Origin of the sequence: Ascidiaceihabitans donghaensis (genome assembly GCF_900302465.1) — a bacterium.
GTDB lineage: Bacteria > Pseudomonadota > Alphaproteobacteria > Rhodobacterales > Rhodobacteraceae > Ascidiaceihabitans > Ascidiaceihabitans donghaensis.
Map to the genome: position 1 here is coordinate 22,011 of NZ_OMOR01000005.1, position 14,204 is coordinate 36,214.

General features: G+C 58.4%; 11 protein-coding genes. 6 read left to right on the forward strand and 5 right to left on the reverse strand.

The window, feature by feature from the left end; genetic code table 11:
* Positions 1–19 precede the first annotated feature (19 nt).
* Positions 20–1,045, reverse strand: coding sequence for a methyltransferase domain-containing protein (locus ASD8599_RS20005; RefSeq protein WP_108830554.1), 1,026 nt, complete (start codon positions 1,043–1,045; stop codon positions 20–22).
* Positions 1,046–1,051: 6 nt separating this feature from the next.
* On the reverse strand, positions 1,052–4,351 hold the full coding sequence (locus tag ASD8599_RS20010; protein WP_181364580.1) for a glycosyltransferase family 4 protein: 3,300 nt from the start codon (positions 4,349–4,351) through the stop codon (positions 1,052–1,054).
* A 173-nt stretch (positions 4,352–4,524) separates the two neighbouring features.
* Between ASD8599_RS20010 and ASD8599_RS20015 the strand changes: the two genes are divergently transcribed.
* From ASD8599_RS20015 to rfbA, 5 genes are read left to right on the forward strand one after another with little or no spacing between them, the layout of a single operon-like run.
* Complete coding sequence (locus ASD8599_RS20015) at positions 4,525–5,940, forward strand: mannose-1-phosphate guanylyltransferase/mannose-6-phosphate isomerase (protein ID WP_108830556.1); 1,416 nt, start codon at positions 4,525–4,527, stop codon at positions 5,938–5,940.
* A 6-nt stretch (positions 5,941–5,946) separates the two neighbouring features.
* A complete protein-coding gene (rfbC, locus tag ASD8599_RS20020) occupies positions 5,947–6,504 on the forward strand; it encodes a dTDP-4-dehydrorhamnose 3,5-epimerase (protein WP_108830557.1) in 558 nt (185 codons plus the stop codon).
* Positions 6,501–7,541 (forward strand): dTDP-glucose 4,6-dehydratase, encoded by a 1,041-nt coding sequence (rfbB, locus tag ASD8599_RS20025; RefSeq protein WP_108830558.1) that lies wholly within the window; start codon positions 6,501–6,503, stop codon positions 7,539–7,541. Before rfbC ends, rfbB begins: the two co-directional genes overlap by 4 nt.
* Positions 7,538–8,377 (forward strand): dTDP-4-dehydrorhamnose reductase, encoded by an 840-nt coding sequence (gene rfbD, locus ASD8599_RS20030; RefSeq protein WP_108830559.1) that lies wholly within the window; start codon positions 7,538–7,540, stop codon positions 8,375–8,377. Before rfbB ends, rfbD begins: the two co-directional genes overlap by 4 nt.
* Positions 8,374–9,255 carry a glucose-1-phosphate thymidylyltransferase RfbA gene (gene rfbA, locus ASD8599_RS20035; RefSeq protein WP_108830560.1) on the forward strand — a complete coding sequence of 294 codons (882 nt, stop codon included), beginning with the start codon at positions 8,374–8,376 and terminating at the stop codon, positions 9,253–9,255. Before rfbD ends, rfbA begins: the two co-directional genes overlap by 4 nt.
* Before the next feature lie 626 nt (positions 9,256–9,881).
* On the opposite strand, the gene ASD8599_RS20040 is transcribed toward rfbA, so the two are convergent.
* A complete protein-coding gene (locus tag ASD8599_RS20040; protein ID WP_108830561.1) occupies positions 9,882–11,024 on the reverse strand; it encodes a DUF2793 domain-containing protein in 1,143 nt (380 codons plus the stop codon).
* Positions 11,025–11,252: 228 nt separating this feature from the next.
* On the opposite strand from ASD8599_RS20040, the gene ASD8599_RS20045 reads away from it, so the two are divergent.
* Complete coding sequence (locus ASD8599_RS20045; protein ID WP_108830562.1) at positions 11,253–12,410, forward strand: NAD-dependent epimerase/dehydratase family protein; 1,158 nt, start codon at positions 11,253–11,255, stop codon at positions 12,408–12,410.
* 102 nt (positions 12,411–12,512) lie between these two features.
* Here ASD8599_RS20045 and ASD8599_RS20050 read toward each other — a convergent pair whose 3' ends face one another.
* Together ASD8599_RS20050 and ASD8599_RS20055 are read right to left on the reverse strand one after the other, a co-directional pair.
* Entirely contained in the window at positions 12,513–13,358 is an 846-nt protein-coding gene (locus ASD8599_RS20050) for a sulfotransferase (RefSeq protein WP_108830563.1), read from the reverse strand.
* The coding region (locus ASD8599_RS20055; protein ID WP_281261570.1) for a glycosyltransferase family 8 protein at positions 13,355–14,204 on the reverse strand (850 nt) is incomplete at its 5' end. The genes ASD8599_RS20055 and ASD8599_RS20050, both read right to left, overlap by 4 nt.

A 14,204-nucleotide genomic window follows, 5' to 3' on the forward strand; every position in this document is an offset into this window, starting at 1 on the left:
GTGTGTTTTATGCCGCGTATTACAGCGGCTTGCGGATCACAAGACGCATCGCATGGGCGGATTGGTCAACATCCGACATGGCCGCGAAGCGGGGCAGGTAGCGCTTGTGGGTCTCTTCCGGGATCGGTTTTTGTTTGGGTTTGTTTTCCAAAATCTCGAACCCCGCCGCTTTGAACGCCGCCACTTGTTCAGAGGCGCGCAGCCGGTTGAGATTGGGGGCACAGTCTTCTTCGGTCAAAAAGCTGAATTCGTTATAATCGCCATCGTGGCGGTAGGCGCGGTGGTCCGCCAGATCGATGTAGTGAAAGCCCAAGCCGCCCGGCTCCATCAGGTCATAGATGTGTTTGGTGACACCGGGGATGTCCATCACATGCTCGAACACCGCATAGGAAATCAGAAACGACACCGACCCCGGTTCAATGCCCGCTTCCACGATGTCGCAGCATTTGAATTCGACGTTATGGGCCACCCGCGCCAGCCCTGCATCCAGATCACCGCGTTTCAAAGCGCCCAGATCAAAGTTCTTGATCCGCGCCAGATAGCTGTCCAGATCGGTACCATCCATCATGTAGGTTTCGGGAAAAATATACATATCCGTCAGAATATCCGCCATCGACAGCGCGGCATAAGCTGCATCCGACACAGGCATAAAATCGCTGCCAAAAGCCTTTTCAAACCCGTTGACGTAAAAATAGGTCGCCAGCCCCAAAGGTTCATGCGCCCCACAGCCCAGATCCACAAAGGTGCGCCGTGACCGCAGGCCGTGGCGTTTGACAACACGTGCCAGATTGGTGGCTTTGCGTTCCAGCTTTTGCGGCCCGTATTTGCCAAGGCCCGCCCCTTGCAACATGCGCCCTGCAAAGGTCAGGTGCTTCAGCTTTTCTTTGCGGTTGATTTTGTTGGTGCCCAAAAGGCGGGGCAGTTCCGTGATCAGATGGGTCAGGGCGGGTTCATTTTTGCCGGACGCCAAAAGGGCATCAAGGTCTGCGCGAAACCCGGCTTCGGTGATGGGTGCCGCCGGGCTGGACTGGCTTTTATCGGTCACGGGTCTTTATCCTTTTTCCAGCGTCAGAAACGCCTTGCCGCCGGGGCCTGTTTGACACATCAGGCGGCTGTTCTTGATCAGTGTCTGGGTTTCCCAGATCATCAACTCTAACGGGCTTTGCGTGCTTAGGAAATCATCCAGAACAGGAATGCGGAAACCGTGGTGTTCCAACCCCGGAGTGCGTTTTCCCAAAAGCGGCATATGGACGTTTGCGGGGGTCATGAAGATGGGCAAATCATCCAGCAAAACGGCAATATGCAAGGTGGTGTCGCGTGTGTCGCGGTCCCAGGCCCAGCCTGTGATGTCGTTGACACTGCGCCATTTCCGGTCCGGCGGCACCGTCAGAGCACCCCGAGGAGACCCTGTGATGGCGGGGGCCAGAAGGTGTTCGGCCAGCAACGTCTGACTGCGTTCCACCGCTTCGGCGCGTTGAAAGGCACGTTTGTTGGTGTTGTGACTGATCCCCATCAGCGCATCCAGATCAGGGGCTATGTTTTGCAAAGGCGCCAGATTGTCTTTGGCTTCCTGAATGATCGCCTCAAGGGGGTCTTTGGGTTTGTACTTTTTGGTGATTTTGCGCGGCGCTTTTGCGGGTGCTTTTGCCGGCGTTTTCGACTGGTCTTTCTGGGATGCCGTTCCAAGCGCTTCGGCCAAGGCTGCGGTATCAGAGGCCATATCGTCTTTGGCCGTTTTTGTATCTATGCCCACGCCCCTGTCTGCAGCAGCGCCCTGATCGGGATTTGCGTCAGCCGGATGCACGTACCGGGCGATGATTTCAGGCAAGGCGTCATGGGCTAAAATCGCAGATCGCGCAACCAGCGCATAGACCCCTTCGCTTAACTTGGTGATGCGCAGGAACTGGTTGCGCGGTGTGTCCGATCCGTCCTCCAGCACCCAATGGATGGGGTAAGACGCCCCCACATCCCAGCTGGGAGGGATGTCAAAATACGACAGGGTGATGTCTTCGCCCATCGTGCCCTGACCTTTGCGCGTCACCTTGTGGGTTTGCACCAATGCGGTCTGTTCGGCGTCACCACGGACCTTGAACACACGCTCCCCGTCGCCGCGCGCATAGAGCCACAAGCGGTTGATGGTTTCATCCAACGCAATCACCATGGCGCGTTTGCGGGCAGTGCCGACATAGGTGCGATCCCATTCCACAGGCATCATCCAGACGCTTTCGCCGTCCACACGGCCCCCGTCGCGCAGCATGTTGGGCGTCAGCGCCCCGGCGCTGCCCTGATTCAACGTGGCCAGCGTGATCTTGCGTTGCGCCAGGCTGCTCGCATCGATCAGCGGCTTGGCTTTCAGATAGGAATAGACCGTGTCATCGGCATAGGCTTTGGCCTTGGTCGCGGCCCCAAGCCAGCGCAGCAGCATTTCGGGGAACACCAGCAGATCACTGCCACCGCGTTCGACCATCCGTGTCACATATTCATGCAAAATGCCCGCCCGCACGTCATAAGGTTCAAACGCCCCAAGCCGGTCATAGGTTGCGGCGCGCAGCGCGAAAATCTCGGGGCCATAAGCCCGTGTGTTCATGTATTGCGACGCCACATCGCCACCGATGGGCATCCCTGTCACCCCTTTGCCTGCATCAAAGAAGCTGGTGAACAGGATGTCGGGTTGATGGGTCAGCGCGGTTTTGGCGGCGGCGAAATAGCCGGGCAGGGGGCAAATATCCGCACCATGCCCGATGACCACCGCATCACAGCTTTGCGCCTCCATCAGCATGTTCAGCGCGTCACCTGCCGCTTGGCCGATGGCATCCACCACCGTCACTTTGACCTCGGCATGGGCCAGTTGTTCGGCGGCTTCTGTCACCTCTTCACGCAGGGCCGCGTCGGTAAAGCCCAGCACCACCTGATCCGGCGCATCCGCCAACAGCGTGTTGACCAGCGGTGAAATCGCATCGCCGCGCCGCATCAATGTGGCAAAGCTGATGCTGCGCACAGGGGCAGGGGCGGGATCAACAGGCGCTGTGATTTCCGTGATTGCCGTGCGCCGCCCCTTTGCTTTGACCATATCCCCCACATGGGCGTGGAACCCGTACCAGACACGCAGATTTTCATCGTTGGAGAAACTGGAATGGGCAATGGGCTGCCCTTCGGTCAAAGCCCGTTCCAGCTGGTTGGCAAGGTCTTGCGCCCGCGGAGCCACAAGGGAGCGTTCGTGGTCTTTTGGGTCAATCAGTTCTGGCGTGCCGCCCACCGCCGTGGCGATAAAGGGGATGTTGTTTTCCAGTGTCTCATACACCGCCATGGTCGAGTTTTCGATCAGGGACGGCATCACCGCAATCATGTCGCGGCTGCACATATGGCTGAGCGCTGCGGGCTGGTTTTTGTCGTCGATGATCCCGACTTCAAAATCCCAGTTCTTGGATTTTTCCTCGATGTAATCCTGGGGCCGCATCCCCCCTTGGGTGGCCAGGGGCGCGCCCCATTTGCCCATGAATGTCATGCGTGACGGGGCGATGCCGCGTTCTTTCAGGATATCCAGCGCGTTGCACATCATCTCGACGCCCTTGCGGGCCTCAAGGCGGCCAAAGAAAATCAGTTCCTGGGTTTTGACCACATCGCCGGGGGCGCGTGGGGGGCGGTCGTCCGTGACGATAACCTTGGAGAAATCCACGATGTTGGGCTGCACAAAGACGTTTGCGTCGGGCACCTTGTAGCCGATTTCCTCCATAAACGTGATCAGGTGGGCGCTGCCCCCGATGACCGCATCGGCCAATTCCACGCATTTTTGTTCCGCATAGGCCGCCAGCACCAGTTCGCGCTGCTCAATAGGCTGCATCTGATAGTGCCGGTTCCAGATGTGGGGCGACGAGGTTTTGACAAGGAAAAGCGTTTCGCGAAACGCCAGCCCCATGCGCTTGGCCATCAGCGCATAGATCATGCCACCGCGCCATTCCGATGTGTGCACCACATCAAACGGCGGATTGTCGCGCAACCACGCATAGGCCGCGCCAAAACGGGCCTGCCATTCAATGGACGACCCCCACAAATCGGCTTTGGGCGCTTCAAGATAATGCAAGGTCACGCCAAAGGCTGCGAAGTGTTCGACCCAATGTTCGGGCGTCTCATCCTGAACAACACGGCCTTTCAGGAACAACACATGGACTTCATGGCCGTGGGCGGCGAGGCCTTTGGACAAATGGTAATAGGTGGATGCGATGCCGCCGTTGCGCACAGGCCCGATGATTTCTTCGGTGACAATACAAACGCGCAGCTTTTCGTGTCCTGTGCTCATGCCGATCTGGTCGATGGCTGGAAACTCTTTAACCTTGAATGTGTCGATCTGCATAGAAGTGAAAAGACTCCGTAGGGGCGTAAAATATTCGTTCCGGCGACTTAAAAGCACTTTATCTGAAGGTGCAATGCTGGGCATGGATGTGGCGCGCAACAGTTGGGGCGTAGACCCCGCGTCCTACAGCGGTATAAAGACCCTATGCAGCAGCAAAACAGGCAGGCCCATCCATGATCACACCGGTTCTTCTTTGCGGCGGATCAGGCACGCGCCTCTGGCCTTTGTCGCGCAAAAGTTACCCCAAGCAGTTTGTACCGCTTGTGGGGGACGAAACCTTGTTTCAGGCCTCGGCAAAGCGCTTGTCGGGGCCGGATTACGCCCCGCCTTTGGTGCTGACGGCCTCTGATTTCCGCTTTATCGTCACCGAGCAATTGCAAGACGCGGGCCTTGATCCGGGCGCGGTGCTGATTGAACCCGAAGGGCGCAACACAGCGCCTGCGATTTTGGCCGCCGCCTTGCATTTGGCGACCACGGATCCCGCCGCCCTGATGTTGATTGCCCCTTCGGATCATGTTGTGCCCGATGCGGCCGCGTTCCGTGCCGCTGTGGCCGCGGGTGTGCCTGCGGCGCAGGCTGGGCAAATTGTGACCTTCGGCATCACGCCCACCCACGCCGAGACCGCCTATGGCTATCTTGAGCTGAGTGCGCCGCCCAAAGACGGCCATGCCACGCCCCTGACCCGTTTTGTGGAAAAGCCCGATGCGGCCACCGCGAACGTCATGGTGAAGGCTGACAATTTTCTATGGAATGCGGGGCTGTTTTTATGTTCCGCCCAAACCATGCTGAAAGCGGCGCGCACCCATTGCCCCGATCTGATGGAGCCGGTGGGCGCCGCCGTCACCCAAGCCAAAACCGACCTTGGGTTTTTGCGTCTGGATCCCGCAGCATGGGGTCGGGCACGTGACGTGTCCATTGACTATGCGGTGATGGAGCAGGCCAAGAACCTGTCGGTGGTGCCTTTTGGCGCGGGCTGGTCCGATTTGGGCGGCTGGGACGCCGTCTGGCGCGAAGCCGGCCCCGATGCGCGCGGCGTGGCCACCACGGGACCTGCCACTGCGATTGATTGTGACGATACGTTGCTGCGCTCCGAGGCAGACGGCCTTGAAGTCGTGGGCATCGGTCTGAAGAATATCATGGCCGTGGCGATGCCAGACGCCGTGCTGGTCGCCGACATGTCCCGCGCCCAAGACGTGAAGCTGGCCGTGGCCGCGCTGAAGGACAAGAACGCCAAACAAGCCACAGCCTTTCCCAAAGACCATCGCCCGTGGGGCTGGTTCGAGACGCTTGTGCTGGCGGATCGCTTTCAGGTCAAACGCATCGTGGTGCATCCCGGGGCGGCGCTGTCCTTGCAAAGCCATCACCACCGGTCTGAACACTGGATCGTGGTCGAGGGCACCGCGCGTGTTACGGTGGACGAGGATGTGAAACTGCTGGGCGAAAACCAGTCCGTCTACATCCCCCTTGGGGCCGTGCACCGCATGGAAAACCCCGGCAAAGTGCCGATGGTGCTGATCGAGGTGCAGACGGGATCATATTTGGGCGAAGACGACATCATCCGCTACGAGGACATCTACGCCCGTGAGTAAAAGATCGTGAGTGAAAAGCTAACCGTTGAAACCACCCCGCTGGAGGGCGTGCTGATCCTGACTCCCGCGCGCTTTGGCGATGCGCGTGGGTTTTTCTCGGAAAGCTGGAACCGCGCCACCATGCTGGACGCAGGCATTGATCTGGAGTTTGTGCAGGACAACCATTCGCTGTCTGCCCGCAAAGGCACCCTGCGCGGGTTGCACTTTCAAACGCCCCCCATGGCGCAAGACAAACTGGTGCGCTGCGGACGTGGGGCCTTGTTTGATGTGGCCGTGGATATTCGCAGCAGTTCTGCGACGTTCGGGCAATGGTTCGGTGTGGAACTTTCCGCTGAAAACGGTCGCCAACTGCTGGTGCCCGCAGGCTTTGCCCACGGCTTTGTCACCCTGCAGGATGACACCGAAATCTGCTACAAATGCACAGCGCCTTATGCCCCCGACTGCGACGCAGGGATTGCATGGGATGATCCGGATATAGGGGTCGATTGGGGCATATCAGAGCCTGTTTTGTCGGAGAAAGACGCCTTAGCCCCCACCCTTAAAAAGCTAGGAAGCCCGTTTTGAAAATACTGGTCACAGGGGGCGCGGGGTTTATTGGCTCTGCGGTTGTGCGTCATGCGATTGCGCAGGGCCACCGTGTTGTGAACCTAGATGCGCTGACTTATGCGGCCTGTCTCGACAATGTGGCCAGCGTGGCGGACCATCCTGATTATGCCTTTGTGCAGGCTGACATTCGGGATCGTGCAACCTTGGACAATGTGCTTGCCACACACGCCCCCGATGCCGTCATGCATTTGGCCGCAGAATCCCATGTGGACCGTTCAATTGATGGCCCTTCCACCTTTATAGAGACGAATATCACCGGCACCTACACCCTGCTGGAAGCCACCCGCGCCTATTGGACCACCCAAGGAAAGCCGGACCATTTCCGCTTTCACCATGTGTCCACAGACGAGGTGTTTGGATCATTAGGGGCCACGGGTCTGTTCACCGAAGATACGCCATACGACCCCCGTTCGCCCTATTCCGCGTCCAAAGCGGCCAGCGACCATCTGGTGCGCGCATGGGCGGAAACCTACGGGTTGCCTGTGGTGCTAAGCAACTGTTCCAACAATTACGGTCCTTTCCATTTCCCCGAAAAGCTGGTGCCTGTGGTGATCCTGAACGCGCTGGCGGGCAAGGCGGTGCCTGTTTATGGCGCAGGGGAAAACGTGCGCGACTGGCTGTATGTGGAAGACCACGCCGAGGCGCTGCTGACGGTCCTGACCAAAGGCGCGTTGAACCGCAGTTACAACATCGGCGGGCACAATGAGGTGCGCAATATTGATCTGGTGCGGATGATTTGCGCGCTTCTGGACGAGATGCGCCCAAGTGATGCGCCCTACGCCAACCTGATCGCATTCGTCACCGACCGCCCCGGGCATGATGCGCGCTATGCGATTGATGCCGGCCGGATTGGCGATGAACTGGGTTGGGTGCCGTCGGTGACGCTGGAAGAGGGCCTGCGCAAAACGGTTGCGTGGTATCTCGACAATGAGGCGTGGTGGCGGGCCTTACAGGCGCGCGACGGCGTCGGCGCACGTCTTGGGCTTGGCGCATGATTTTGGTCTTTGGACAATCAGGGCAGGTGGCGCGGGAATTGGCACTATTGGCGGATGTGCGCTGTCTGGGCCGCGATGATGTCGATCTGGAATATCCGCTGAACTGCGCCGAAGCGATCGCCATTCACCAACCCGCCGCCGTGATCAATGCCGCCGCATTCACAAACGTCGACGGGGCCGAAACCGAGGCAAGCCGCGCCCATCTGGTCAACGCCCATGCGCCCGAGGCGATGGCGCAGGCCTGCGCCGACTTGGGCATTCCGTTTGTGTCGATCTCAACCGATTACGTGTTTGACGGGGCGGGGGATGCGCCATGGCGTGAGGGCGACACACCCGCGCCCGTCAACGCCTATGGGCGCTCCAAACTGGCAGGCGAAGTGGCGATTGCACAGGTGGGTGGCACATGGGCTGTGCTGCGCACATCCTGGGTGGTGTCAGCGCATGGCAATAACTTTGTGAAAACCATGCTGCGGCTTGGGGCAGAGCGGGACGCACTGACAATCGTGGCGGATCAAATCGGTGGGCTGACCCCGGCGCGCGATATTGCGCGGGCCTGTCATCATATGGCGCAAAGCCTTATATCAGAGCCTAACAAGGGTGGTATCTATCATTTCTCAGGTTCCCCCAATGCGTCCTGGGCCGATGTGGCGCGAGCCACCTTTGAGACAGCGGACCTGACATGCACTGTCACTGACATCCCAAGCAGTGACTATCCAACCCCCGCCCTGCGGCCTCTTAATTCGCGCCTTGATTGCTATAAGATCAAGAAAACCTTTGGCATCAAACGCCCCGACTGGCGCAAAGGTATCGCAGACATAGTGAAAGAATTAGCATGACACAGGCCCCACATCAGCGCAAAGGCATCATCCTCGCAGGCGGCTCTGGCACGCGGCTGTATCCGATCACCATGGGGGTGTCTAAGCAGCTTCTGCCGATCTATGACAAGCCAATGATCTACTATCCTTTGTCGGTGATGATGCTGGCGGGCATCCGCGAGATCGCGGTGATCACCACGCCCGAGGACCAAGAACAATTCAAGCGCACGCTTGGCGATGGCACGCAATGGGGCTTGTCATTGACCTATATCATGCAGCCCAAACCCGAAGGGCTGGCACAGGCGTATATTCTGGCCGAAGATTTCCTGAACGGCGCGCCCTCCGCCATGGTTCTGGGCGACAACATCTTTTTCGGACACGGGCTGCCCAAGCTGCTGGCGCGGGCAGATGCAGGGCAGGGGGCCACGGTCTTTGGCTATCACGTGGCCGATCCAGAACGCTACGGGGTGTTGGCCTTTGACGGGGACAGGGTCACGGACATCATCGAAAAGCCTGCCAAAGCGCCGTCAAACTACGCGGTGACAGGGCTGTATTTTCTGGACGGGTCTGCACCGGAGCGGGCGCGTGCTGTCACCCCGTCAGAGCGCGGCGAATTGGAAATTACCACGCTGCTGGGCAGCTACCTTGCCGATGGGGCGCTGAACGTGGAAACCATGGGGCGCGGCTATGCGTGGCTGGACACAGGCACCCACGCGAGCCTGCTGGATGCAGGCAATTTCGTGCGGACCCTGACCGAGCGGCAAGGGCTGCAATCGGGCTGCCCCGAAGAAATCGCCTATGAACAGGGCTGGATCGACGCAGACGCCGTGCGGGCGCGGGCAGAGATGTTCGCGAAAAACAGCTATGGGGCGTATCTGTTGCGGATGCTTGAGGGGTAGGGGGGTGAGCCCCTACTTACTGAATTTCTGCTCGATAGCGAATGACCTCATAGTATGTTCAAGACACACCTCTCCCATGCACCGGAATCCGTTGCCAGAAAACTACTGGTCAGTTCAAAAAGGGGAAAGCTAGCGGGTTACTTCTGGTCAAACCACTTGGCGATAAAATGCCATACGGCACTCGCCAAGAGGCTGCCCAGAAACCCGAGAGCGAGGGTTTCCAGCATCAGCTATTCCTGTGCTTGAGAAGCGTTCATACGAACGCAAAAGACCCCACAGGAAAGAACCTATGGGGCTACGAAGAAACCCGCATCCTGCACCTCAGCAGAAAGTGGGGTTATCTCTATACGGAATGCCTAAAATGCGCGGAGCGCGTTAAAACCTAGGCAGAGCAAAATTAAGGCTGTTGTGACAGAACCATTGAGTTCCGTCTGTTCCCGATTATACCGTCAGGTGCGCCACGCGGTCGGCCCGAAGCCATACGATACACGTGCAATTCGGTCAGGCGTATTTAGTCACTAGTGAAAGTACCTGTTTCGTTCTGCGTCGTCAACCTTGATGCAGAACGAATAAACCGCGCAAACCCTCGTCTGCACGGCACCCCTTTTTCACCCCAAAACCAGACCCTAATCCGCCGTCACATAGCTTAGCGCCAAACCGCCGTAGATATACCGCGTCGCGCTGATCGTGCCGATGGGGCGGATAAACAGCACCGCAAACCCGTCTGCGGGGGCTTCAAAGCCTGCCAAATCCAGATCGAGGCGGTTGAAACCCGGCAAGAACGTGTTGCCCGATTGGCTGGCCACAGAGGTGCGTACCGTTTCGGCGTCCGTGTTCCAGCCTGTGTCAAACGGACCTGTCTGGAAATGGACCTGCACGTCATAACCCGTCACTTCGGTAGAGGAGGCGCGCAAGAACCCGTCTAGCGATTTCAACGCAGCCCCTTGAGGCAAGAACACACCCATGTGTTCCCAACCCACCGCCGGATCACTGCCAGAGCCGCCGTTTGTGCTGCTGTTTTCGCCCTGCACCCCGTAGCTGGTTTGATGGGTCACCCAGCGGTTGTTGGTGTAGCAGTAAAACCGCCCGCCAATGTCGATGCGGTTGGGCACTTGGGCACCCGACGGGAAAGAAGCGCGCCCCGATGCCGCGTCAAACGCAGCACCCGTGTTCCAGTTTGACCCGTCATCGCTGACCTTGATCGCAAAGTCGTTGTTGCCGGCGGTGCCCATTTCGGCGTGGCCTGTGTAGTCGGTCTGAAACAACAGGCTGGCCGTATCGGCGGGGGCGGATTTGTTGACCTTCAGCTGATGACCAGACCCTGCGTGGTTCAGCAAGGTGGCTGTGCCAGACACGGCCAAGGGGTTGGTGGCATCGGCCACCGTGCCCACCCCAAGGCGGGTCATGTTTTGCAATTCGGTCAGATCGGGGGTCGCGGCCTCCCAGCCCAGGCCATCAAAATAGACCTGCCCGGCCGTGTCGCGTACAAAAGCCACCCAACCGGTTTGGGCCGCGATATACAGCCACGCGCCATTGTCCCACACCGCAAGTTCCGTGTCATGGCCTGCCCAGTCGCCGCTGGCTGCGGCCGCCACAAGATAACGGTCCCCTTCGTCGGGGGTCGCAGGCGGGGTCGTGGCGGTGGCACTCAACACATTGAGTTGCACAACCGCATCCAACACCCGCAACGCTTCATTATGGGTCACGTGCTTTTGCGCTTGGGCGGGTTGAATATAGGGCAAACCTAAAATCAAAGATGTGTCAGACATCCGGGAGCTCCTGTCATGAATTACGCCCGGAGTGTCAGCGGAAGCGTTAAACCTTTGGTAAACTGTGCGTTCGGTGGTCAAAAGGCGCACGTTTTGGCGGCTCTCCGCCAAATTCTCAACCCATGGGTGAATAGGTAAGGGTTTCCCCCATTTTCCCCCTTAACCTTCCTGCTCTATTAGGGGATACAACTGACCAACCAAAAATGGTGGTCCAAGGAGATTCTACCTATGAAAGTCATTATCTTAGGCGGCGACGGCTTCTGCGGCTGGCCCAATGCACTGTACTTGTCCGAGCAAGGCCATGACGTCATTATCGTCGATAACCTGTCGCGCCGGGCCATCGATCTGGAACTGGAAGTTGACAGCCTGACACCCATCCGCCCCATCGGCGAACGTATCCGTGTCTGGGAAGAACTGACCAACAAAAAAATCGGTTTCCACAACCTGACCGTTGGCCAAGACTACGACCGTCTGCTCAAGCTGATCCAAGATGAAAAGCCCGACGCCATCGTGCACTTTGCCGAACAGCGCGCCGCCCCTTATTCGATGAAATCCGCGCAGCACAAGCGCTACACCATCAACAACAACCTGAACGCCACAAACGACGTGCTGGCCGCGATTGTTGAAAGCGGGCAGGACATCCACCTTGTCCACCTCGGCACCATGGGCGTTTACGGCTACGGCACCGCGGGCATGAAAATTCCTGAAGGGTATCTGAAGGTCAAGATCGACACACCAGAGGGCGAAAGCGAGCAGGAAATCCTGTATCCCACGAACCCCGGCTCGATCTACCACCTGACGAAATCCCAAGATCAATTGTTGTTCCAATTCTACGCCAAAAACGACGGGCTTCAGGTCACCGACCTGCATCAGGGCATCGTTTGGGGCACGCAAACAGACCAGACGCGCAAAGACGAGCGCCTGATCAACCGCTTTGACTATGACGGCGACTACGGCACGGTTCTGAACCGCTTCATCATGCAGGCGGCTGTGAACTATCCGATGACAGTGCATGGCACAGGCGGTCAGACGCGTGCGTTTATCCACATCCAAGACACCTGCAAATGCGTTGAAATCGCGCTGAACAACCCCCCTGCCAAAGGCGACCGCGTGCACATCCTGAACCAGATGACCGAAACGCACCGCGTGCGTGATCTGGCCAAAATGATCGCAGACCAGATGGAAGCGGAAATCGCCTATCTTGAAAACCCGCGCAATGAAGCGGCGGAAAACGAGCTGAACGTTGTGAACGACAACTTCCTTGGTTTGGGTCTTGAGCCAACAAAGCTGAGCGATGGGGTGATGGCAGAGGTCAAAGAGATCGCAGCCAAATACGCGGACCGTTGCGACACGACCAAGATTCCCTGTGTGTCAAAATGGAAATAATCCATTTTGCATAGTGAGGCTGAGTGGAAGTGACATCTTTCACGTGACTTGAACAAAAAGGCCCGCAGCGTTCAGCGTTGCGGGCCTTTTTGTATGCAGGGGTTACCCCGAATTCACATTGTAGCGTTTCAGCGGCGCTTCGGGTGGCTCTACCCCGTAGAATGCGGCCAGCTTGGTGAAGTCTTCCAGCTCTGACACTTTGATTTCCAGACAATCGTCAGGATAGGCCCGCGCCAAGGCCCGAAAGCGTTGCACATGAATTTTACGCATGCGGCGCAATTCACGAGGGCGGCGTTCGGGGTCGCTGGTCCAGAACACATGGCGCGCATAGGTTTCGGGATGGCCTTCTTCCCAGCGTCGTACCGAAGAAATCCATTCCTCGACGGGGCGATGCACCCAGATGAATTTGCTTTGGGGGGCGATGGCTTTGCGCACAAACGGATGCACATGGGCGTGCCCCAAAGGGGCGTCGGAAAACACGTCGAATTTGCGCACGGCCTTGATCAGGTCGGCCAGAATTTCACGCACTTCATCGGTATGATGTTCCATGAACACCGGCGCGAAACGGGCCTGACGGGCCAGCGTGTTGGCGGCTTTGATGGCGGGCAGATGATCACGCAGCAAAGGACCACGGTGCAGCATGTCCCGCTTGCCCACGCCAAGGGCCACAACGGCTTTGCCCACAGTTGTGGTGGCGGTTTTGTAGGGCGACGCAACAAAGGTGACGGGGTGCGGAATGACCAGCTTGGATGTGTCGGTGCGCACAACAGGAGACGCCAGCGGGGCCGGGTCTTGTTCAGGTTTTTGAACAGGCTCTTGTGGGGCCTCGGCCTTCGAGGCCATGTCCTGCGGCGCGGCGTCAGATATCGTATCCGGCACGGGCGTGTCAGGCACATTGTCACGCTCGTCATCACGGTCAGCGCTTTTGCGTTTGAACGGCCAGATCATCGTGCAAAAGTCCTGTACACCCGCACCAATGCGGGGCGCAGCGCCGGAAAGCGTTCCGCCAAAGCCTGACCCTTTTCCACAGCCCAAGTGCGCTGTTCATCCTGACGGTCCCGCGTCATCCGACGCTGTTTTGGCGCAAGGTTTTTCAGCACCTCCGCATAAAACGGCGTCTGCGCGATGGCGGCCCAATAGTACTGGGCGCGCGGCACCGGCACAGCGTTCCATGGCTTATAATTGCCCGCCGCATAATGCGTCACGAATGGGTCTTTGCGCGCGGCCATCGCGGCGGCAAACCCTGGCGCAGGCACACGGCCATACCCGTCTGCATGGGTGTTGAACACATTGTAACGCCCATCCAGCACCATCAGGCTGTCTTTGAAATGCACGTTCAGAATGTCCTGATCGCGGAACAGGTAACGCCCCGCTTCGGCCTCTTTCATCAAGGCCGCACCGGTGGCGGCCACATCCATGGCCCCCATGTTCAACAGCATCAGACCCGCGTTGAAATACCGCGCAATCTGCGCATCGCTTAGACCCAACACATCGCGGTGGTAGTCGGCCAGATCGGGCACATCAGGGTCGATTGTGGGGGTTGGCCCCGTCAGCGTGCGCGTCATGATGTAATCCGGCACCGCTGCAATCTGGGCGTCCCCCATATCGGTGTCGAAGATCTCGCAAACATCACCGTGGAAGATCATGTCGCCATCCACATACAGCAGCCGGTCAAGGCTGGGCAGCAGATCAAACAACAAGAAACGGTTGTAGGTTGCGTTGGACGGGGCGCGGCTTGACGACCGGTAGCTGCCTTCAAAGGCGCGGCCCACAGGCAGGACATGCAGATGGGCG